This window comes from uncultured Psychrosphaera sp. (genome assembly GCF_947500655.1).
Taxonomy (GTDB): Bacteria; Pseudomonadota; Gammaproteobacteria; order Enterobacterales; family Alteromonadaceae; genus Psychrosphaera.
This window is the reverse complement of sequence record NZ_CANMSK010000017.1, coordinates 72,832-97,295: the sequence shown is the minus strand read 5'-3', so window position 1 is coordinate 97,295 and position 24,464 is coordinate 72,832. Positions and strand designations below refer to the sequence as shown.

The following is a 24,464-nucleotide window of genomic DNA, read 5'->3' as shown; positions in this document are numbered from 1 at the left end:
ATTGATATCGGATTTTGAACTATTCAAAAGATCGGTCAATGGATCGTTAAATATTTCTTAACTGATCGGCATTACACATAATGTGACCTTTTTGAATTATTCATTACTTTTTAAATTAATTTGCTGGTTTATATGACACTATTTTATCTAGCAACATGTAGTTTACCGGCACTAGAATCAAAGTAATAAAAGTCGCAAATAGAATTCCAAATCCTAATGATACGCCCATAGGGATCAAGAACTGCGCTTGTGTTGATTCTTCAAATAATAAAGGTAATAAACCAATAAAAGTAGTTAAACTAGTAAGCATTACAGGTCTAAACCTTGCAGCACCTGCAGTTGATACGGCTTCTAACAACGCCATACCTTCACTACGTTTTTTATTAATGTAATCAACCAATACTAATGAGTCGTTCACAAGAACACCAACGAGTGCCAACATGCCTAATATACTCATGATAGTTAAGTCCATTCCCATGATCCAATGACCAACTACAGCACCCAAAATGCCAAATGGGATCACGCTCATAACCGCCATTGGTTGCCAATACGATTTAAATGGGATCGCTAATAAACAATAGATTGCAAAAAATACTAATAATAATCCCCACTGTAATGAGCCAAAGGATTCTCTTTGTTCCTTAGCTTCACCTTCAAGTGAATGACTTACGCCTGGATATTTAGCTACTAATTCATCTAGATACTCTTTTAAGTCAGCGTTTAATGCCGTCATATTAGTTTGAGTTTTATCTAAATCGGCCGTTACGTTTAATACTCGGTATCTGTCAATTCGACTTATTGTCGACGGACTTTGCCCTGGAATTAACTGTGCGACATGTGACAACGGAACTTCACCACCTGACGGTGTACTAATTAAGATATGCTCCAAATTGGAAATTGCAGCACGCTCTTCAAGAGGTAAACGCACCATAACTCGTACATCATCACGTCCACGTTGAATACGTTGAACTTGAGAGCCGTAATATGCTGTTCTTACTTGTTGTGAAATACTATTTCGAGTTAAGCCAAGCGCTTCTCCCTGCTTAGTAAGTTCAATCTGTAACTCTTGTTTGCCATCGGACATGCTATCGGCAATATCAAATACCGTTGGGTAAGTAGTCAGTCGCTCTTTCACTTTATCTGCAACGTCTTGCAATACTTTGATTGACGTTGCTGATAATTGCACATCAATTGGATCTGAAGAACGACCAATTTCAGCTCTAAATGCTAGTGACTCAGAACCCGGAATTGTGCCAATTAACCCACGCCATTCAGCTAATAATTGCCTTGAAGTAATTGTTGACTCACGCTCCTCCGGAGGACTAATTTCAAAACGCACACGGCCTTGATGTGTTGTTCCACCACGTCCACCGGTTATCGCTAAAATATTGAGAACAATTGACTGGCCATCTTCATCTATATACTTTTCTTGTAATTCTTCAGCTGAGTCAGATATTTTTCTAATAAACTTGTCTGTAACCTCAAAAGGCGTCCCTGTTGGCATGGTTAAGCTCATGCTAATAGTTTCACTTGGAATGCGAGGGAAGAAGACAAACTTAGTCCAACCTGCCATTATTAAACTAACAACTAAAATAAAGGCTCCAATAAACATAGAGATAGTTATGCCTTTGTTGCGTAATGCTTTATTTAATATTGGTTGATAATACTTAATGATCGCGTGTTCAAACCCATCGGCAAAGTTTCTTTGGAACTTAGAAAATCGACCAAGCTCAGACTCTTCACGATATTTAATGAATTTTAGATGTGCTGGTAAAACAAATTTAGACTCAATTAATGAAAATAATAGTACGGGAATGATCACAACCGGTAATTGAGCAAATAAAGCACCTCGGTTGCCTTCAATAAAAGCTAAAGGTAAAAAGGCAACAACTGTCGTTAATACACCAAATGTTACTGGTGTCGCCACTTCTTGTGTTCCTTTAATTGCAGCTTCTTCACTGGACTTGTTATACCGCATATGGGTATATACATTTTCTCCGGTGACAATGGCGTCATCCACCACAATCCCTAGTACTAATATAAAACCGAATAAACTCATTATATTTAATGTAATACCAAAAAATGGCATCACGATAAATGCGCCCATAAAGGAAATTGGAATACCAATAAATACCCAAAATGCGATAGCTGGTCGTAAAAATAATGTTAATAACAGAAGAACTAAAATTCCACCTTGCAGTGCGCTTGAAGTTAATGTGGCTAAACGGTTTTTAACAACTTGAGAATTATCATCCCAATAACTTAACTCATAACCTTCAGGTAAATTATTTTGTTGTTCAATAATGTAGTCTTTTACCTTATCAGCTACGTCAATCGCACTTTGCTGACCAATACGGTAGACATCAATAAATACGGCTTGTTTTCCATTATAGCGGGTTCTAATTGGATATTCTTCAAAACCATCATTAATTGTGGCTACATCGTCTAAATGGATAATACTGCCATCGGCATTGTTTTTAACGACTATTTTGGCAAATTCATCTTTGTGATAGGCCTGACCTTTAGAACGAAGTAAAATGTCACCACCTGAACTGCGTAAATTCCCCGCTGAGATATCTAACGAGCTATTACCTACTGACTGTGAGATATCACTTAATGTTAAGTTATATTGGCGTAATTTATCTTGGTCAACCGATATCGTTATCTCGTAGTTACGAACCCCAGTTAATTCCAATTGAGTTATACCAGGTATGCGTAACATATCATCACGAATAAACTCAGCGTATTCACGGATCTCAGCTTCACTATAATCACTAGCAATAGTAACGGTTAATACTTCTCTAATACGTTGACTCAACCCAACAACTGGATTTTCAGCATCGGCAGGAAACGTATTAATAGCATCAACTCGGCTTTTAATATCAGCCAACATATCACGTGGCTCATAGCCTGATTCTACTTCTATATTGATTGACGCACTCCCCTCAGAGGAACGACTAGTAATTTTTTTAATCCCCTCCAAGTCTTGCACCGCTTCTTCAACACGAATAGAAACACCCTGTTCTACATCTTCTGGTGTTGCACCACGTAAACTAACGTTAACCGATACCACATCAGATTCAAATGACGGAAAAACTTCAAGCGGAATACGGTTAGATAATGAAAATATTCCAGCTAATAAAATGGTGATCAGCAGTAAGTTTGCTGCAACGTGATTTTTAGTAAACCAAGCAATCATGATCAGTCTCCACTAGACATACGTTGTTTGCGTTTGGCTTGCATTTGCTCAAACATTTTTTCTGCAGAAACACCCTCTTCTTCAGCCATTTTTTTAATATTATCTTGTCGCTCTTGCGGTAAGTCACTTAAGCTACGAGGTTTATTTCCTTTTGGACCTTTACCCATAGTTTTTTCCGGCTCCGCACCTGCAATAGAAACACGAGTACCCGAACTAACTTGGCCTAAAGATGTAGTTACTAATTGTTCGTTTTGTTTTAAACCAGTTCGGATTATTGCGTCAGTTTCATTTTTCCATAACAAGGTTACTTCACGACGCTTAAGTACACCTTCTTCAACTATATAAACGTAATTACCTTGGTATATTGATTTGTTTGGAATAACCAAAACGTCTGACAGTAATTTACCTGAAATTTGAGCACTCACATATTGACCAATTTTAATGGCTGAGTCATTAGCTTTGGTTAATGCATAAGGGTCTTCAATTTGTGCTACAACGTAGAGTTGCTGTGAATCACTATCAATAGCGCCTTCGGTTCTTACTAAACTGCCTTGCCATTTATGTTTCTTACTCATTTCTGACTCAAACATAACAAGTCCAGGTTCTTTATTTAGTTTCTTGTTGCGATATTCTTCAGGTAAGTCAATCAACTCTAAATCTTGATTTTTAAGAGGTAAACGAACTTCAACATAATCAACTGCATAAATATCTGCTAATTCACTGTTAGCTGAAATCACTTGGCCTACATCAACATTCTTGTTTAAAACTCGACCAGCATATGGCGCAACAATTTTGGTACGTTCTAAGGTTAACTTTGCTTTATCAAGTTGAGCTTCGGCTGATAATAACTGAGCTTTAGCAGCTTCTAATTGCGGTACTCTTAACACTAATGAGTTTGGTTTTCCTTTTTTACCTAAACGCTGCCAATCGGTCAACGCTTGCTCTGAACGAGCTTGCTCTTCTGCTAATACTTGTTTTGCTTCCAATAAACTTGCTTGTGCAATTTTTACATCCGCTTGATGATCACGGTCATCTAATCTTAGTAAAACATCACCCTGTTCAAAAAATCCACCATCACGAAAGTCATCACTTATATAATTAATTTGTCCTGATGCTTGAGCAACTAAAACACTTTCTGTTCTAGGCCTGATTGTGCCAAAACTACTTAACTTTATTTGATATAACTGAGGAACTAAATTTTGTACCTCTACTGTCATTTGTGGTGCTCTTGAAGGCTTTTGACGATTAGCCTGTGGTGGGTTGGAGAAAATAAATATCGCTAAGATAATCGCACCACCTAAAATAGCTGCTGGAATTATATATTTTTTAAATTTCGAAGTTGATTGAGACATAATTACTTCACGTCCTTAGATAAAATTGAGCTGAAATTACCACCAAGGGCAGTAAATAATTGTAAGCGAGTATTAAGCATTTCATATTTAAGTTGTATTACAGAACTCTGAGCCGTATATGCACGACTTTGTGCATCCAGCACTGTGGTGTAACTAACAAGTCCTTTTAAATATTGTTCAAACGAAACTTCTTCTGCCAGTGTTGCATTATCAGCCGCATCTATATTGGCCTGATAGCTCAGCTGTAAATTTTCAGCTTCTGTTAAACTATTTTCTATGGTTGAAAATGTACTAAACAAGGTTTCCAAATAAGCTTGTTCTGCTTGTTTGGTTTCCAGTCGAGCACTTTCTTCATTTGCAGCTAATCGCCCAGCATTAAAAATTGGTGCTGTTAAATTACCAAGCAATGACCAACCAACATCTGACGATAGTAAATCAGATAACTCAGTACTAGAGGTTCCTGTACTTGCAGTTAAACTCAAACTTGGAAAACGTTGTTTGTGGGCATACGCTAATCCTGCATCTTCAGCTAATAATAAATTCCACATATATTGTAGTTCTGGGTTATTAGCTACTACCTCAGATGGAACACCAACAGCAACAGCTTGGCTTAATTCAGGTATATCTGCAGTTCCCGCTTGCAAAGCCGCACTTGGGTATTTACCTAATAAAAGTTCTAGCGCACGAATGTTTGACTGTAATGTTGTTTTCTCTGTTGCAACCTTTGAACGTTCACTTGCAACATCATTACGTGCTAGGTATACATCTAACGAAGTATTTAGCCCACTGTTATAACCCGCTTCTATGATTGATAAGTTTTGCTCAATACTTTTTAAGCTTTTTTGAGCTAAAGATAACTGCTGTTCCTGCTCTATAACTTGATACCAACCTAATATGACATCAGAGATCAGTTCTCTTTTTTGTTGTTCGTATTGAGCTAATAACGCTGCATAACTTAAATTAACTTGACGTTCAGCTGCACCTAGCTTCCCCCAAATATCAAATTCATATTGTAATGACAAAGACAAATCGTTACTTGTTGTTATACCGCTATAATCGCGTTTAGATGTTGATAAATTAAGATCTAGTGAAGGCCATAATGTAGCACCGCTAACAATGACACTTTGCTCCGCAATTTCAACATCAAATAGGTCTTGCTTTAAACTTCTGTTATTTTCTAACGCAATCTCTATATAACGTTGCAACTCAGGAGTTATAAGTTTCTTTAACCATAATGTATTGTTATGCGTATTAACTTTTTCTGTTAATACATTTTCTTTTGACCAATTTTTTGGTGTTGGAATTGAGTCCAATTCAGTTTCTATGGCCGAGTTTGTTGTACAACCTGTAACAATAAAACTACTAGCTAATATAAAACTTAGATATGATTTTTTTTGAAACAACATTTATCTAGATCCAAAAATTTTAGGGTTTAAACAACAATAAGACGGCAAAACAATCAAGATTCATACCGACCATTTTTATACTTAAATTTCAAAGAGTTAATCAAATTAAAAACCTAACACGTTAAACTAATATTTAATTATCCTTATATAAGGACATAAATATCCTCAAATGAGAAATTTAATGCCTTAACTCGATGAATTTTCTTATTTTACCTAGCTTATTACTATGTACAAACGCACTTGCGGTCAACAACCAATAATGAACGAGCAGTCCATTAAAGTATAATAAGTATTTTTTTGTATAAATTAGATTATTAACACGGTACCGACAATTAATTACTAAAAATATTTCAAGATAGGAAGGAATAAAAAAGCCTACTTCAAACGAAGTAGGCTTTTATTAATTAAGATATTAAGAGGTCAATGTTTAATTAAACACTCTTTATTTCTACATTAAAACTTATAGCTAGCACCAAATGTTATTCTTCGGTCAGCTAGCCCTTGGAAGCAGAACTGTGCACCTTCATTCACACAAGATTGTGTAATTTCAGATTTAGTTAAGTTAATTGCTTCTATACCTAGGTTTAGTTGCTCATTTACATCATAACTAACACTTGCATTTAACTGACCTCTGTCGTGTGTAACAACAGGAAAACCTAAAGTAGAGTTACGAGAAGCACCTGCAGCAGTATCATCTGTACGGAACGCTTCACGCCATGTGTAGCGTAAACGAGCAGACAAACCATGTTTTTCATAGTATGCCGTCAAGTTGTAAGCATTCTCTGAGAAATCTAGAAGACCTTGAACTTCAGTTACTTCTACAAAATCAGCGCTATCATAAATACCGTTTATAGCATTAAATATATCAGTACCGCGAGAAGCTGATTCATTTTCAACAGAGCCGCCATCATACTTTTGGATAGTATAGTTAGCTTGAATACCAAAGCCTGATGCCCAACCTAAGTCATCCTCAAATGCTGAAAGATCATATTGAAATGCCATTTCAAAACCAGACTGAGTAATAGTTGCACTATCGTTTACCGAAGTTTCTCTATCAACACACATACCTACATCGCCACCAGCATTGAAGATATTAGGCTCTGCGATAGGGTTAAATACACCACCACCCGGACATGATGGGTCAGTTTCACGACCATTATTAGCCAATAAAGCAGCCGTATCTAAACCAGAAACCTGTAAGTTAGTAATGTCTTTATTAAAGTAACCAATACTTACAACCGCAGCTTCAGCAAAATACCACTCTGCAGACAAGTCTAAAGTAGTGACTTCTTCAGGCTCTAAATTAGGATTCCCAATAGTTACAGAAGCATTTTCAGTAGGACTAAAGCTTGCATTCGTATTAAGACTACCGAATGAAGGACGTTTAATATCTTGTCCCCATGCAAATCGAACAACTACATCATCCATTACATCAGCTACCACGTTTATACGAGGTAAAACATAACTATAATCACCTTCATACGTTTGTGTTGTGAATTCACCGTTAAGTTCAGTTGCACCTTTTGAAGATACTTCAGATGAAATATAACGTACACCAGCATTACCACGGATCATTTCCCACTCAAAGTTAGCTTGAGCATAAAGAGCTGTCGTTGTTTCTTCTACATAAAATGCATCTGATTCTGATGGCTCTGTTTGTAAGTAGTCAGGGTCATCACTAAAGGTGATCCCCAATGCTTCCATATCTGCACGATGTTCATCCATGGCCGTATGTAATGTATCTATAACCGCTTGTGGGTTTTCATAAGCTAAATCTGGATTGATTATAACAAAGTTGCGAATAGCTAATTCACGTCCATCAGCATCACCGAAGTTACTAGGCCCTGCAACTAAGATATCCGAGAATAAATCGCCTCCTGGGCTATCTATCATTGAGCTAAAGCCACCAATACGGTCAGAAGTCGACACTGAATCATGGCTTACCTTGTTATAGCGGAAACCAACATCAATTGAAGTAATAACCGAATCTAAGTAATAGTTAGTATCTACACGGAAAGCCGTATCTTCGTTTTCTACTTCACCAAGGCTATAATCAACTTGGTCAAGTACTACATTACTTGGATCTAAAAGTTGAGCCACAGTTGGCGCATAAGGAGAATCAAAATCTATACCAAAACTTAATGCTCCACCAGTTAAGTCATATATAGTAGGAACTGCATTATCGTTTTTCGAATCACTTGTGTAATTACCATTTATGTCTAAATCAGTAACAGGAGTATTTACATTAGGATTTATGAAGTTTAGCTGTGAATCTAACTTAGGTGTTGTCGTCTTAGAAGAGGCGGTTGAAAATTCAGCACTAACAAATAAATCATCATTAACTTGCCACTCACCACCTAAGCGAATTAATATAGTATCAGTTTTACGAGCTGCATTATCACTGTTAAAACGTAAGTTTGGATCTTCACCATTAATGCCTAAAGTACCTTTTACTGCAGCTTGAATTTCACCAAGATCTTGACCACCTAGTGATCCATAGTCGATAGTTTCAAATTCAGTTGGTACATCAGTATTTAGCAAATCTGATACACCTGAAACTTGAACACGCGTACTTTCTTGACGAACTTCTTGTTTAGTTAAGATAGTGTCAACAAAAAACTTCATATCTGCATTAGGTGAAAATTCTAACGTACCTGCGAAGTTAGTAGTCTCATATTCAAAGTTTTCTAACTCTTGGTTTAAGAACTGAATTCCTAAATAATCAAACTCTTGTGCCGCAGATCTTTGAGTAGCTTGATCTTCGAGAACTGGCAATCCATCATCGTCATAACGTATAACATCCGCATCTTTATTTTCCACTAATGCATCACGGTCAACACGAGGACGAAATGACGTTGCTTCTTGTAATGAATAACTACCACTTACAACAACACCAAATTTTCCGCCATTATCTAATTCCCACTTATCACCATAAGCACCTGACATCCTTGGCATAATACCATCTTCAGTTAAGCTACTATCTTCACCTTGAACTCTTATTGTTCCCAAGGTTTCACTTAATGCAAGAGGGCGGATAGTTTTAAGATTAACTGTACCACCAACAGAACCTTCTGTGTGTTTTGCTTGAGGAGCTTTAATAACTTCTACACCAGCAATAATACCAGCAGATAAATCTTCAAACTTCATACCAGTACGGCCAGAACCTGTACCTACAGTTTGCATGCCGTTAATTTGCACAATATTACTATTACTACCACGGATTTGTACGCCAGTACCAACACCAGCAGTACGCGTAATTTGGACACCTGTTAAGTTTTCTAATACTTCAGCTAGGTTTTGGTCAGGAAGTTTACCGATATCTTCAGATTCAATAACTTCAATCAAGCCATTAGATGAACGCTTTTCATTTAGAGCACTTGCTAATGAACCACGAATACCTTTTACCTCGATAACTTCGACGTTTGCATCTTCAGGCTCTGCGGCATAAGTTGGAGTAGCTAATAATAGCGCAGCTAATGAAGATGCATATATATTGCGATTTAATGTGCTCTGCATATTAAATGCAGACATTATTTTATTAAGTTTCATATTGTATAACCCTGTTGATTGATTCTACTTATCGAGGTATCCACCTTTGACATAACCAAAGTACAACTGGATACATATTTTACTCACAAACTACCTTGTATTACCAAAATGCAGTAAGTTAATAACCAAATTCAATTATATTATTCTTTATTTTTTTAAATTTGGTTAACCATTTATAATACAATTAACTTCTTAATTCAAACCACAAATAGGTTTAAGTTATAAATGTTTTTACCACTTAATTTTCACCGAACAGCACAACTCAATAAAATCAAACACAATCAATTAGTTACATCGAAAACATTTAACATACACTATAAAATACATATAAAACAAAACCGCCTAATTACAATAATATTTACCAAATTGTATGACAAACAACCATTTTAAGAGTTAAGGTTATGATTAAAATGGAACTGATTAGTCAATATGATTAACGGTTATTAAGCTTAATTTATTGTAAAAAACTTACCAAAATGAAAGTAAATGTAATTATTAACTATCAAATTTGATTTGTTTTTTGCTACCTTTAGCAAATCTGATTGATTAGCTACTACAAATTAGTTATTTATGGATTAAGTTAACTTGTATAATTTTCTAGGTTTAAGTTTAAACTCCTTTATTACATTGTTGTGCTTAACTCTTCCTTAACAAAAGCTGTAAATTTTTTATTAGAGATAAACAATGAACAAAAAATTAAGCTACACAGATAAAATAAATCTAGTTACTTTATTATTGGCATTTATTTACCCTATTCCAAACGCGTTCGCTAACAATTGGATTTTAATTGACAACTTTGAATCGCAATCTAGCCTATCATCATGGGTCAAGGCAGATACCAAAAATGACACGTCACCTAAAATACCCAATCCTCAAATAACTAAGCGTAGTTTTGAACCTGATAAAGACAACTACTACCTAATAAAAAAGCCAGCTGCAGATGGGATTATTGGTAATAGAAAAGCACTAACATATAAATCATTACCAGTCCCTGTAAATGTTGGTGAAACATATACCTTTTATACTCGTATTAATGTTGAATCTTTTCCCAACAATCATGCCTTTGGCATAAGTAATATGTCAGCAGAAGATATTGAAAAAAATGATTACAATGCTTTTGAACCCACTCTAAGAGTGACCGATAAAAAAGAATCAAACGGAAAAGTGAATACCGGAGCTTTAATGGTAAAAGTAGTAGGTGATTATGCAAATATTCAAAATCACGCTTTACAAAAAGACGCTAATCCACTTATTCCAGGTTCTTGGTATCAAATTTGGTATGTAGTAAATAACGCTAACAAAAGCCAAGGTGGACAAGTTTATGATGTGTATTTTAAAGGTGGGGATGAATTTCCAATACAAACTAAAGTATTTTCTAATGCTACTTTTAGAATGGCTAGAGAGTTACCATTAATCGCATTTTTAATGAACTGTAATACAGGCTCTAAAAAGGCCCCCTATGGTAATGGTGGTTTAAAGTACGATGATCTGTATATGATCAAAGGCGTTAACTTATCTGATCCCACAATATAATAATCGGATTGATACACTTTGCCTCATTAGCCCTAATTTTTATCTTAAAAAGCAAAAAACCTAGTAATACCAATTGAATTAATGAATTGGTATAAAACTAGGTTTTTATAAACATACGATAAGTTATAAATAGACTTATTTAACCGTCACTTTATTAAACTCATCAACTTGTTTAACCGACCCTAAGGCAACAGGTACACGTTGATGTAATGAACTTGGTTGTATATCCAAAATACGCTTACCTGCGGCTGTCGCTTTACCACCAGCGTTTTCTGCCAGCATAGCTAACGGATTCGCTTCGTATAGTAATCTGATTTTGCCATTTTGGTTGCCAGGTCGGCTATCTTCAGGGTATAAAAATAAACCACCACGGCTGATAATACGATGCATATCACCAACCATAGCTGCATTCCAACGCATGGATGAACCTGCATAGTCTTCAGACGCATATAACACATCATTAAAATACGCTTTAGTATGTTCAGACCAATAACGATAATTAGCTATGTTAACAGCAAACTCTTTTGTCTCTACTGGTATTTCACACTCACTATCCGTTAACAAATAGCCACCGTGGGTTAAATCCAGAGTGAAACAACGTGTAGGTCCGCCAGTTGTCATCACTAGTAAGGTTGAAGCGCCATAAAGCACATAACCAGCACAAAGCTGATCTTTACCTTGCTGAGCAAATTGCAATTCACTGTCGTCGGCAACATCGTCTCTGGCTGCATAAATAGTGAAAATAGTACCAATTTGCCCATTAATATCGACATTAGATGAACCATCCAGTGGATCAAAGGCAACAATATAAGGAGCGCCTTTATGACCTGCAACTACAAAGTCTTCTTCTTCAGAAGCGATTGCACGAACAGAGTCGTCATCTAGCAACATATCTTTCAATAACTGATTAGATATCACATCTAGTTTTTTTTGTACTTCACCTTGAATATTTTCATCCAAAGTAGAGCCTAAAACACCAGCTAAGTCGCCTTGGCTTACACGAAATGCAATCTCTTTAGATGCAGCTAAGATGGTTCTGATCAACATGATCAGCTCCAAGTCCACATTATCTTTTTTTAATACTGGTACTAATCTTTTCATCAGAAACCCTTAGCTATATCTATTTATACAATTTAATTCTGCAAAGCACTGTTCAAGTCGAGTTGTCATTGATGTTTCTGCATGACGTAACCAAACACGTGGATCATAGTATTTCTTATTAGGTTTGTCATCGCCATCTGGATTACCAATTTGGCCTTGTAAATAACCTTGTTTATCATTGTAATAATTCAAAACACCTTCCCAACTGGCCCACTGGGTATCAGTATCTATATTCATTTTTATGACGCCATAAGTTAGCGACTCAGCAATTTTTTCAGGCTCAGAGCCTGAACCACCATGAAACACAAAATTAAGACTATTAGTTGGTAAACCAAATTTTTCAGAAACATAAGCTTGAGAGTTCTTTAAAATTTCAGGTGTTAGCACTACGTTACCTGGCTTATAAACTCCGTGAACATTACCAAACGAAGCCGCAATAATAAATTTATCACTCACCTTAGAAAGCTGCTCATATGCGTAGGCTACATCTTCTGGTTGAGTATAAAGCTCTGAACTGTCCATATGAGAGTTATCGACACCGTCTTCCTCACCACCAGTACAACCTAGTTCAATTTCCAACGTCATACCTATTTTACTCATGCGAGCTAAGTACTTTGCGCAAATTTCAATATTCTCTTCTAATGGCTCTTCCGATAAATCTATCATGTGAGAACTGTATAACGGCTTACCAGTTTCAGCATAATGCTGCTCACCTGCATCGAGTAAACCATCTATCCAAGGAAGTAGGTTTTTAGCTGCGTGGTCAGTATTTAAAATAACGGGAACACCGTATAAACCAGCAACAGCATGAACATATTTAGCGGCAGCTATTGCACCAGCAACCGCAGCACCTTGCCCTTCTAAACCAATGCCTTTACCTACAAAAAATGCTGCTCCACCATTTGATAATTGAATGATCACTGGAGAGTTAACTTTTACAGCCGCTTCCAATGTTGCATTTATGGAATGAGTACCTATGACATTTACCGCTGGTAATGCATATTGATTTGCTCTTGCGTGATCATATATATGCTGGACATCATCTGCTAAAATCACCCCAGGCTTTAACATTTCAGTAAGTTTAGACATTACTTGCTTCCTTAGTTAATTGCTTCTTTACATGCGTCAGTAATCGCTTGCCAGTTTTCATTTTCTACCCATTCTTTTAGGCATACCCACGTACCACCAACTGCTATTACATTAGTTAATGATAAGTAATCGTTTTTATTTTTAGGAGATACACCACCAGTTGGACAAAACTTTATGTCTTGAAAAACAGAGTTTACCGCAGATAAAAATGGTACGCCACCAGACAAAGCTGCTGGGAAAAGTTTTAACTCAGTAAAACCAAATTCTCTCGCCATCAAAATATCACCGGTATTTGAAACACCAGGTAACACAGGAACACCGCAATCAACTAAAAAACCAAGTAGTTTTTCTGATACCGCAGGCGTGACGATAAAGTCGGAACCTGCATCAATTGCCTGTTGTAGAATAATTTCGTTGGTTACTGTCCCCGCGCCAACAATTAGCTCTGGAACCTGCTGTTTAATTGCCGTTATAGCTTGTAATGATGCATCAGTGCGCAATACTACTTCTACTAATTTTAAGCCTGCTGCTGCCATCGCCTTTGCGATATTTACACCTTGCTCTACGGAGTTAGCTTGAATAATTGGCAGTAAAGTCTGTGTACCCATTAAACTAGAAAAAGAAGTCATTGAATTACCTTTATATTTATTGTGAGTTACGGATTGTAAATTTATGAATACAAATTTTAATATAAAACCTTGAAGATAATTCCACCTTCAAGGTCACTGTTAACACTGAACAATATTAATCTGAAAACTGACGAATAATATTGTTTAACGTTTCTTTTGCGTCACCAAAAATCATGCGACAGTTTGGTTTAAAGAACAGAGGATTATCCACCCCTGCAAAACCAGCTGCCATTCCACGTTTTAGGACAAATACATTTTTAGCTAAATCGGCGTTAATCACTGGCATACCGTAAATTGGGCTACCTTTCATTTCACGTGCTGCTGGGTTAACTACATCGTTAGCACCTATAACTATAGCAACGTCAAAACCCTCAATACGTGAATTGATTTCGTCCATTTCAAATAACTGCTCATAGGAAACATCAGCTTCTGCTAGCAAAACATTCATATGACCAGGCATACGCCCAGCAACAGGATGAATGGCATAAGCTACTTCAGCACCGTTGTCTTCTAATAAACCTTGTAGCTCTTTCATTGCATGTTGTGCTTGCGCTACAGCCATACCGTAACCAGGAATAACTAAAACCGACTGAGCAGCTTCCAATACATAAAATGCATCGTCGGCAGATAACGGTTTTACTTCGCCCTCAATCACCATCTCGCTTGTTACAACAGGTTGAAAACCTGAAGTTAACACACTAACTAAAGAGCGGTTCATGGCTTTACACATGATATTAGTTAAGATAATGCCACTGGCACCAACTAACGAACCTGCAACAATAAGAAGGTTATTTTCTAACGCAAAACCAGCCGCGCAAGCCGCTAAACCTGAATAGCTATTTAATAAAGAAATAACCACTGGCATATCCGCACCTCCAATTGGAAGCACAAACATCACCCCCATTAATAGCGCTAAACCAATGACTAAATAATGCCAAGTTGTTACTTCTGGTTGTTGTATTAATAAAATAGCAGATACAACAATCGCTACAATTAATAAAACATTAACCACTGCTTGACCTTTAAATACAACAGGGCGACCTATCATCCGCTCACTCAATTTAGCCCAAGCAACCACGCTGCCTGAAAATGTTATCGCACCAATTAGCAAGGCTAAGAAACTAACAAACAATACAAACGTCGATAAGTTAACGCCACCTGCAATTGTTGCCCAAGCAACCGCTAAACTCGCCAAGCCACCAATACCATTAAACAAGGAGACAAGCTCAGGCATTGACGTCATTTCAATTTTCTTAGCGGCATACACACCGACAGCAGATCCTGCCAATATGCTAACTAAAATCAATTCAAACGATATAATTTGTTTATCCAACAAAGTAACAACAATCGCGATTAACATAGCAAGTGCAGATAATAAATTACCTTTACGCGCTGTAGATGGGTGACTTAATAATTTTAAACCAAAGATAAATAACGTAGCAGATATAACATAAACAAAGTTTATTAATAATGAAGTATCGAGAATAGAATCAAGCATCATCACGCCCTACTTTTTCTTGAACATAGCTAACATACGGTCCGTTACTAAGTAACCACCGACAACATTAACCGTTGCTAAAAACACCGCAATTGCACCTAACCAAGTAGACCATTGCCCATACTCGCCACCCGCTAAAGCTAAAGCGCCAATTACCGTAATACCAGAAATCGCATTCGCTCCAGACATCAGTGGAGTATGCAAAGTCGCAGGTACTTTTCGGATTAACTCAAAGCCAACAAACACAGATAACATTAAGATAAATAAAAGATAAATTGCAGTCATTATGCTTGTTCCTTCTGTAAGTGATTTTTAATCATTTCATTTGAAATCAAACCTTGATGAGTGATCACCGCGTTGGCTTGAATATCGTCGCCTAGGTCAATAACAAATTCACATTGTTTTGCTTCACTTTCATTTTCTGACTCTTGTTCTTGCCAAAACTCACTCACCAAGTTAAATACATTATTGCCATACATTTGAGTGGCATTTTTAGCCACATCGTTTGACCAGTTACCTGTACCTACAACCGTTACACCATTTACCACAACAGTTTCGCCAGCAACAGAACCTTCAACGTTGCCGCCATTTTCAGCTGCCATATCAACAATCACAGAACCCGGCTTCATTAATGCCACTGTATCCTTGTTAATTAATACTGGCGGCTTACGACCAAATAATTGTGCTGTTGTGATCACTATGTCGGAATCAGCAATACATTTAGCTTGCTCTTGTTGTTGAATTTGCATTTGTTCAGCTGTTAATGCTTGCGCATAACCTTGAGCCGTTTGACCAGTTTCACCTAAATCAATATCTAAGAATTTTGCACCCAATGAATGAACTTGCTCAGCCACAACCGCACGAGTATCAAATGCAGTAACCGCAGCGCCTAAACGTTTTGCCGTTGCAATGGCTTGTAATCCTGCAACACCAGCACCGATAACAAATACTTTGGCCGGTTTAATTGTCCCTGCGGCTGTCATCATCATAGGTAATACTGCAGGCAATTCACTAATGCCTTTAACCACCATCACATAACCAGCCAAACTAGCCTGTGAACTTAGTGCATCCATTTTCTGACAACGAGTACTTCTAGGGATCATCTCCATACTGAAGCTCGTTATATTTTGCTGACAAAGTTGCGCAACATAATCTGCGTTATTGAACGGGTCTAAAAAACTGATCACCACTTTATTTGCAATTAAGCTTAATTCTGACAGAGGCAATTTATGAATAGATAACACAACGTCCGCTTGTTTTAACAACTTCTCACGTTTATCAACGACTTCGGCTCCAGCCTGTTTATACTCTTCATCCGTAATATGGATACCCTTTCCAAGGCCAGCTTCTATAATGACTGCTGCGCCTAAGAGTTTGTATGCTTTTACATTGCTTGGTAGCAATGCACAGCGCTTTTCACCATTTAAGGTTTCTTTTGGAAAAGCTAAAGTTGGCATAATTGCTCCTCAAATTTGAGACGTAAAAATCCCCTAGCACTAAACAGCATGCGCCAGAACGAATGTTAATATTTTGGGTGTAGTCTTGGCCGTATTGACCAAGCTAAAGGCTAACTTAAGTGGTTAGCTCTGTTTTATTGATACGCTTAACGTTATTAGGTTTTTATTGATAAAAATGTCCTTACAACGTCTTGGTAAATTTATGGAATATAGACTTTTCGACAATGGCACCAGGGTGTTGGATAACAAACCCAGCTGTCTTGGCTGCTTTTGAAACAGCTTGTTCAACCGTTAAATCACTTAATCTAGCGCCTAAGTAGACACCATTAAATGAATCCCCTGCTGATGTTGTATCTATTACAGTTTTAACAGGTTCAATATTGATAAACTGCTGAGTTGGCTGGTTATCATTTTTTTCACTGTTTTGTTGTTGGATGATTAAGACGCCATTTGGCCCATCTTTAATCACTAACTCTTTAATATTATAAGGTTTACAAAAGTCAGCTACGTCTTCAAACGTGCTTAAACCGTATAACACTTCAAAATCTTCTATACCTGGTAATACATAGTCACTTTCTTGTAATGCCAGTTCGTATTGAGTTTTAGTCTCTGTGGTATCAGCCCATAAACGGGGGCGATAGTTAGGGTCGAATACAATTTCGACCCCAGCCTGTTTTAATTGTGCAATTAGCTGCCAAAAACGTTCTCTTAATTCTGGTTTAATAACGGCTAATGAAATACCAGAAAAAACAAACATATCGCTTTGCTTTAACTTTTCTATTATATCGTCAGTCAACAACTCCATTGTGTAACGTGCAGCTGCATCGTTACGCCAATAAGTAAAACTGCGTTCACCAGAGCTGTCGGTTTGGATTGAATATAACCCCGGAATTTTATCTTCTGAGATTAATATTAAATCCGTACCTACGTTCTCAGCTTTTAAGTAGTCTTTCATGCTGTTGCTATAGTCATCGCGCCCTAATGCGGTAAATAACTGGATATCTATATCGTTAAAACATCGAGTTAAATAAACCGCTGCATTAAACACATCTCCGGCAAATCCTTGCTGCATTTGAACAGGTACGCTATCGCTATTACCTGTTTGTTTTAACTCAATCATGCATTCGCCAAATAAGACTACTTTTTTCACAACTTTACTTCCTAAACTAATCGTTTATTTTAATTACTGAGTTACTTAGCTTTTAATGGTTCTATTTTTGGAATAAGGATCCAAATAGCTGCAATAGCTATAACCGCTAAAGATGCACCAATAATAAATGCAGGAGCGTAATTACCATCAGCTGTTAAAATAGGAACTAGAGCTGTTAAGCCTAATGCACCTAATTTAGCTGCCATTCCAGAAAAACCAGAAAGTGTTCCTACTGCTTTCTTACCAAATAGATCACTTGGTAGGGTTTGAACGTTACCAATAGCCGTTTGGAAACCAAATAAGATAACAGCCATGATGATAACCGCAGCCGTTGGTCCACCAGGATTAGCCATAGCTAATAGTGCTGGTAACATTATCAAGCAACCTAATGTAATCGTTAACTTACGAGTTTTATCTGTATTCCAACCAGATTTAATTCTATTTTGTGCTAAAAGCCCACCAAACCAAGCTCCGAACATAGCGCCTACGTATGGAACCCAACCGTAAATACCAATCGCTTTTACATCCATACCGTAAACTTCGTTAAGGTAAATTGGGATCCAAAATACAAATAACCACCAAATAGGGTCGATAGCGGCAGAGGCGATAATGACACCCCAGCTTTGCTTATGAGAAAGTAACTCACCCGTTGTAGGGTTATATTCTTCTTCATCAGAATCTATGTTTGCTTCAGTATTTCTTTGACCCGTTAAAATATATTCGCGTTCTTCATCCGTTATCCAAGGATGAGACTTAGGTGGCGCTTTAACCAAAATAATCCAAGGGATTAGCCATAACAAGCCGACTAGACCGATAACAACAAAAACCATTTGCCAGTTAAAAAATACAGTTAAATAAGCAATCAAAGGGATTGCAACAATACCGCCAATAGCCGCACCTGAATTAAAGATACCTTGGGCTAAGGCACGCTCTTTAGTTGGAAACCAATCTGCGTTACTTTTAGCTGCGCCAGGCCAATTACCAGCTTCTGCCACACCTAAGACTGCACGGAAAATACTAAAACTAAGTACGCCCTGCGCAAGTGCATGAGCAGCGGTTGCTAGCGACCAAACACCAATAGACAAAACAAAGCCTAAACGTGTACCTACCCAGTCAAAAATCTTGCCGAATATTGCTTGACCAAAGGCATAAGACAATATGAAAACAATAGAGATGTTGGCATATATTTGTTTACGTTCTAAAGCTGATTCGTCAGGAAACAGATCTTCCACTATATCTGGCCACAATACGCTAAGCGCAGAACGGTCTATATAGTTAATAACGGTAGCTAGTGCGATTAAGGCAATAACCCACCATCTTAAATTTTTTATTTTCATTGTGTTCCCCATTGACCCATATTTTTTATTTTAGTTATTTTGATATTTGTGATTATTTTTATAATTGTTTTGTTTTGAGAAGTGTTTCAGTTTTGCAAAACATCTTCTCAACCTACATTAATGTATAAGTATATCTTTCTTATAACAATTTAGTTCAAATCTTACTATTTAGTAATTTTTTGTAATAGATACTGACCACTAAATGTATACTTTTTGCCTTTCAAGCTAAATTCTGATCTCTTAGCCTTTGTCACAGATTGTTTGTTGTAGGCTAATACCCACTGTTTACCATCAAGGAAACTGATCAATACCGCAGTTACGTTATCATCATCTACATGAGCTAAACCGCTTACTTTACTGGTTGCTGATATAGTAAATTCTTTTGAAGGATTATATTCACCATGAGGCTCTAGTATGCTTACAAAGCTATGCTTTTTGGTATCTTTAACACGATGAATAAATGCATTTTCATTCCGTAAATTAAAGTTAGGATCATTAGCACCAATTTGAGTAAACAATATTTGACTGTTGCCTGTCTCTATTGAACTTTGAGTATAGAAGCGGCCATTATCATGCAACCAAGTAACTCGAGCTAAACCAGCTTTAGGAGTTGCTTGTGCTTTCAACCATAAATGTTGGTAACCATTTTTATCACCCAATGCAGACATAGTCTTGTCATTAGCATTTAAAGCAAAGTTGCTATCAATAAATTGACCTTGATAATGAACGGGTAAATCAAACTGATGTGCTTTTTTAGAGTTCACATCAAATACATCAATTACTAGTGTTTGATCTTGCTCTGGCAAGTTAATTAACGCTAAGGTTCTAGTTAACTCAACACCTTCATAAGCAGAATATATTGTGGCTGAGCTTAACTTAACGTTTTTGTCATTTACAAAAAACAAATGTTTTGGGTGATTTGCATTACCTTTTTTTACATTTGCATTGAAATGAGAACTTTCATCAACCACAACAGTGTTGTGAGATACAGTTTGTTTAGCATAAGTGTCATTCTCTGGTAAATAACGACCGCCATATTTAGCCTCAACATTTAAGAAACGGGCTGCGCCATAATCAGAAACAATCTCTGCTCCTTTGTCATAGAACTGCCAAGTTAATTTGTCAAAATGACCATGTCCTAAACCTTGTGCCGCAGGTTTAAACAATACAGCTTGAGTATCTGTTTCAGTCGCTTTATTAGAACTTGACTGACGCATAATAACTAACGCACCTTGCGTACCGTCTGCTCCATCACCAAAAGCAACAGATTCAAATTCATAAGGTGTTGCTTTGCCAGCGTCAAGTGCTTGGGCAACTTTAAGACCGTCACCTGTTAATATGATTTGATCTTGAATTTGAGCTATCTCTAATAAGCCCGTATCACCGGTTAATCCGTAAGCGATAGTAACGCCGTTAACTAACTCAATAGTGTCGATACCTTTACTTTTGATTGCATCATTGATTGGGAAGAACAGGCCGTTATAACTTAACTGAATTGTTGTAGTAATCGCTTTTAATACAATACCATCGCGGTATTCAAAGATTTTACGCTCAGGTTCATTACTTTCTATCGCTTTAGCGAATGTAATAAAAGGCAATAAAGCATAACGTTGATAATATGGACCTTCATTGTAATAACCTTGAGGAGAGAACAGTTCGTCTAACTGTTTTAAAAACCCGCCTTTACCTGATTTATCTAAGTCGTAAAGTGCTTGTTCAACCCATTCTGGCTCATTTAATACATATCCTGCCATACCAACACCAGAAGTTAACCAAGTGCCGTGATTATGAACCTTATTAAACGTTGCAGGAGAATCCACAGATAAAAACTTAACGATTGGGCGGAATATACCTTGCTCAATTTTAGTTATCTCTTTTTCTTTTAACGCTGGTAAAACAAAGTCATAAGCTTGAATGCTGTAAACCAACCAAACCGCTTCATTTAGGCTTTGCCAAAAAAGCTTACCTGGGTTGTTCGCACCCGCTTTACGTTTTGGATGAACATCTAAAGTTGGATATAAGTCTGCATATTGCAGTAACATATCTCGTACTAACTCAGCGTATTTTTTATCTTGAGTTAATTGGAATAACATTCCAGCTTCATACATTAGCTTGTAGTTTTTCTTATGACGTTCGTGAGTGTAACCACCACCACCATCAGCGGGAACAGGGACCGTAATCGCCTGTTCCATTTGCTTATCTACACTGCGTTTTTGCTGTTCAAATTTAGTTTTAAATGACCCCGGAGTTTTAATAGCCAAACGCATTTTAGCTATATCTGCTTGAGTCGAAACTAATCGCGGATTAGCATCTTTAGCTTGAATAGAGAATGCTGCAATCAACAAAGTTAAAAATACAACAAATGCTAGAACCTGTTTTGGTGACGAGGTAATACGAGTTAAATAATTCATAATACGTCCTATTTACTTGTCGTTTTTTTGAACGAATTATTTTCTAATATTGCCGTATGAGGGCCATCTGCATTTAACTCTGAAACTTTAATATCAGTAGCTTGACCGAACTTATTATTACGAATAACAGTTTGAGGCTCACCTACCGTATGATTAATTACAATCGCTGGTGTCATATCAAATACATTATTTTCAATATCGGTTACTTGCGCACCATGAATTGTCATTACCGCTTTTGACTTATTACGTTTACCGTTACCAACTTGTTTAAGTTTGTTATTGGTCATAATAAAATGTGGTCCAAATGTACTTTCATCAGTACCACCACGGTATAGATTAGCTATCGTACCTTCTACCTTGTTAAATACATTGTTGTCTAAGGTGACATATTCAGCGTTATAAATACCTAAGTCATCAAGTTCTTTGTTTAAACGTAAAATGTCGCCTGTGATGTTAGTGAATTGTGAATTTTTTATCACAATTGCATCAGCAAATGCACGATAACCCGAGTCAAATACATGGAATGAATGATTAACATCAAGGTCACTAATTTTTGAGTCTAGAATTTCTAATCTAAAATTATAAATAGTGGGTAGTTTAGTATTGCTGATCAATACATTACCCGCTTGATCTGGCGCTTCTTTACCACTTATGTTTAGACCCGATATTTTTAAACTACCTTTATCTTCAATGGTAAATAAAGTCTTACGTTGAAAGACAATATCGACTTTGTTTTTATCACCCTTAAAAGTAAGAACTTTGTCCAGGAACAAGGTTTTAGTAACAGTATATTGTCCAGGTGTTAAATAAATTATATCGCCGTCATTAGCACCTTTAACTGCATTAATTAAGGCATCTTCACCAGGAGAAACTGTGATCGTTTTACCAGAGTCAAATTGAACTAGAGGTTCTTTTTTTGCATACCAGCTAGGACCAACTTCCGCTTTTGTAATTGGAGATATAGATTTATCAACACCCACTTTTGCGAACGCAGGGTCAATAGGATACAACAAGCCATTGGCTGCACGTTTTAGCTTAATATTTGAACTTTCAAAGCCATTACTTATTGTTGGATTTTTAACTTGATGTGTTTTATTGCCACTAAACTTAATACCGCTCACATCATCAAATAGTGCTAAGCCATCTATGTTTTTATCATGCACTATTAAATTGTTCTGGAACTTACTGTTAACTGGAGCCGCTGAACGCTCAGCGTCACTTCCAGCTGCCAGCTGAATATGATCAATATTAATTAAACTATTGTTAGTAATTAATGCGTTGTTAACTTGGTGATAACGATTGATTGACGAATTAGGTACGCCATTCATTACCGTTAAACCACTACCAAATCGATAGCCTGTTAACCCTTCCATGTAGTTATTACGAATTATTTGATCAGCATTAATAACACGTATACCGCCAGTGTGATCTTTACCATTACCAAAAAACACATTACCTTCAACTAAATTACCATTCCCATGGCGTAAGGTTAATGTGCCTCTTGATTCGTAAAATACGTTATTAAGGATTTTATTTTTACCTGACTTATTAGAAATAATCTCAACTTCACCATCACAACGGTCAAAGTAGTTATTTTCAATAGTAGTAAATGAGTTTGTTAATGAGTAATGGCTAGTACCAATTCGTAATGTTTCACCACCGTTAGAACCTAAAACAGGACGAGGGCCAAAGTAGTTATGATCTATTTTATGATGATTCTCTTGGCTATCTTCAGTATTTAATCTAACAGCCATAGTTACACCAGCGTTACGTTTACCAGCTAAGTAATTATGGTCAAATCGATTGTGCTTACCATACATAACAACCCATTTATCTTGGTCGTATTTATCTGGATTACTGTAATTATCAATGACAACTTCAGTAACACGTGAGTGATTAGCTAAATTTTCTTTATTACGGCGAAATGAAATCACTTCACTCGTAGGAGAGTAACCGTCTTTAAAAACTAAACCTGATACCACTAAATACTCACCAGATAAGCGCAAATTAGAGTTACCAGTTAAAAAGACTTTACCTTTACTTTCTGCTTGTAAAGTTATTGGCTGCTCTTTTGTGCCTTGGCCTTGAAAAACAACTTCAAAGTTTTCCCATGTGCCATTGGCTAAGATGACTTTGTCACCTGCATCTAATTTTTTATAAACTTTTTTATATTCAGATTGGCTTTTAATTAAATAATCTTTTGCCAAAACAAGGTTTGACTGCATTAAACCAACAACAAGACTAAGTTTTACAACCGACTTAGTTAACGATTTGATATTCTTTAATTTATTCAACATTCAAATTCACTCTTTTAAACTTATACTGGAAATGGAATTGGAAACCTTTGAAACGTGCGATATTCAAAGGTTTCCAAAGTACTCTCAGCCTGTCCACAACAAAACTCAGCCGAGATATTTCACAAAAATCTAATTAAAACTTTGCTTTAGGCGCCATTTCAGATTTCACTACTGAATACAAGTAATTAGCTTTAATTACTTCAACAGCTTTCCCAACTTGATCTTTGTCAGTTGCTCCCATAGCAAAAGCTGGAAATGCCAACATAGATAAAATTGTAGACGTGTATAAGAATTTTTTTTGATAGTGAATGTTTTGACGTAACACTCTACTAACCCTGTTTAATTTGATGTGAGTACCCATTGATTTTCTCTTATAATTATTGTTTTTTTTATATATACAATCCCATTCAACCAATATATTAAAGCATTGTCAACCACTTTGGTTAACCATTTAAC

General features: G+C 36.7%; 16 protein-coding genes. 1 reads left to right on the top strand and 15 read right to left on the bottom strand.

The window, feature by feature from the left end:
- Nucleotides 1-115: 115 nt before the first annotated feature.
- The 4 genes from Q0940_RS13730 to Q0940_RS13715 form a co-directional block, all read right to left on the bottom strand.
- Nucleotides 116-3,199, bottom strand: a complete 3,084-nt coding sequence (locus Q0940_RS13730) for an efflux RND transporter permease subunit (protein ID WP_299269536.1) — start codon at nucleotides 3,197-3,199, stop codon at nucleotides 116-118.
- A 2-nt stretch (nucleotides 3,200-3,201) separates the two neighbouring features.
- Nucleotides 3,202-4,551 (bottom strand): efflux RND transporter periplasmic adaptor subunit, encoded by a 1,350-nt coding sequence (locus tag Q0940_RS13725; RefSeq protein WP_299269531.1) that lies wholly within the window; start codon nucleotides 4,549-4,551, stop codon nucleotides 3,202-3,204.
- 2 nt (nucleotides 4,552-4,553) lie between these two features.
- Nucleotides 4,554-5,957, bottom strand: coding sequence for a TolC family protein (locus tag Q0940_RS13720; RefSeq protein WP_299269528.1), 1,404 nt, complete (start codon nucleotides 5,955-5,957; stop codon nucleotides 4,554-4,556).
- A gap of 453 nt (nucleotides 5,958-6,410) precedes the next feature.
- Nucleotides 6,411-9,506 carry a TonB-dependent receptor gene (locus tag Q0940_RS13715; RefSeq protein WP_299269525.1) on the bottom strand — a complete coding sequence of 1,032 codons (3,096 nt, stop codon included), beginning with the start codon at nucleotides 9,504-9,506 and terminating at the stop codon, nucleotides 6,411-6,413.
- A 684-nt stretch (nucleotides 9,507-10,190) separates the two neighbouring features.
- Between Q0940_RS13715 and Q0940_RS13710 the strand changes: the two genes are divergently transcribed.
- On the top strand, nucleotides 10,191-11,039 hold the full coding sequence (locus Q0940_RS13710) for a hypothetical protein (protein ID WP_299269522.1): 849 nt from the start codon (nucleotides 10,191-10,193) through the stop codon (nucleotides 11,037-11,039).
- A 135-nt stretch (nucleotides 11,040-11,174) separates the two neighbouring features.
- On the opposite strand, the gene Q0940_RS13705 is transcribed toward Q0940_RS13710, so the two are convergent.
- From Q0940_RS13705 to Q0940_RS13655, 11 genes are all read right to left on the bottom strand, one after another.
- Entirely contained in the window at nucleotides 11,175-12,140 is a 966-nt protein-coding gene (locus Q0940_RS13705) for a class 1 fructose-bisphosphatase (protein ID WP_299269519.1), read from the bottom strand.
- 9 nt (nucleotides 12,141-12,149) lie between these two features.
- The gene (gene fbaA / locus Q0940_RS13700) at nucleotides 12,150-13,229 is read right to left on the bottom strand and encodes a class II fructose-bisphosphate aldolase (RefSeq protein WP_299269517.1); all 1,080 of its coding nucleotides are present in this window, start codon (nucleotides 13,227-13,229) and stop codon (nucleotides 12,150-12,152) included.
- Nucleotides 13,230-13,240: 11 nt separating this feature from the next.
- On the bottom strand, nucleotides 13,241-13,858 hold the full coding sequence (eda, locus tag Q0940_RS13695) for a bifunctional 4-hydroxy-2-oxoglutarate aldolase/2-dehydro-3-deoxy-phosphogluconate aldolase (RefSeq protein ID WP_299269514.1): 618 nt from the start codon (nucleotides 13,856-13,858) through the stop codon (nucleotides 13,241-13,243).
- A 115-nt stretch (nucleotides 13,859-13,973) separates the two neighbouring features.
- The gene (locus Q0940_RS13690) at nucleotides 13,974-15,356 is read right to left on the bottom strand and encodes an NAD(P)(+) transhydrogenase (Re/Si-specific) subunit beta (RefSeq protein ID WP_299269545.1); all 1,383 of its coding nucleotides are present in this window, start codon (nucleotides 15,354-15,356) and stop codon (nucleotides 13,974-13,976) included.
- A 9-nt stretch (nucleotides 15,357-15,365) separates the two neighbouring features.
- Nucleotides 15,366-15,641: an NAD(P) transhydrogenase subunit alpha gene (locus Q0940_RS13685; protein ID WP_105051973.1), complete on the bottom strand. Its 276-nt coding sequence runs from the start codon at nucleotides 15,639-15,641 to the stop codon at nucleotides 15,366-15,368.
- Nucleotides 15,641-16,813: an NAD(P) transhydrogenase subunit alpha gene (locus Q0940_RS13680; protein WP_299269510.1), complete on the bottom strand. Its 1,173-nt coding sequence runs from the start codon at nucleotides 16,811-16,813 to the stop codon at nucleotides 15,641-15,643. The genes Q0940_RS13685 and Q0940_RS13680 overlap by 1 nt, the downstream gene beginning before the upstream one ends.
- 181 nt (nucleotides 16,814-16,994) lie before the next feature.
- Nucleotides 16,995-17,963 carry a sugar kinase gene (locus Q0940_RS13675; RefSeq protein ID WP_299269507.1) on the bottom strand — a complete coding sequence of 323 codons (969 nt, stop codon included), beginning with the start codon at nucleotides 17,961-17,963 and terminating at the stop codon, nucleotides 16,995-16,997.
- A gap of 41 nt (nucleotides 17,964-18,004) precedes the next feature.
- Nucleotides 18,005-19,300 carry an MFS transporter gene (locus Q0940_RS13670; RefSeq protein ID WP_299269505.1) on the bottom strand — a complete coding sequence of 432 codons (1,296 nt, stop codon included), beginning with the start codon at nucleotides 19,298-19,300 and terminating at the stop codon, nucleotides 18,005-18,007.
- 164 nt (nucleotides 19,301-19,464) lie between these two features.
- Nucleotides 19,465-21,711, bottom strand: coding sequence for a heparinase II/III family protein (locus Q0940_RS13665; protein ID WP_299269503.1), 2,247 nt, complete (start codon nucleotides 21,709-21,711; stop codon nucleotides 19,465-19,467).
- Between the two features lie 8 nt (nucleotides 21,712-21,719).
- On the bottom strand, nucleotides 21,720-24,008 hold the full coding sequence (locus Q0940_RS13660; RefSeq protein WP_299269501.1) for a polysaccharide lyase 6 family protein: 2,289 nt from the start codon (nucleotides 24,006-24,008) through the stop codon (nucleotides 21,720-21,722).
- A gap of 133 nt (nucleotides 24,009-24,141) precedes the next feature.
- Complete coding sequence (locus Q0940_RS13655) at nucleotides 24,142-24,333, bottom strand: hypothetical protein (RefSeq protein ID WP_299269499.1); 192 nt, start codon at nucleotides 24,331-24,333, stop codon at nucleotides 24,142-24,144.
- Nucleotides 24,334-24,464: the final 131 nt, after the last annotated feature.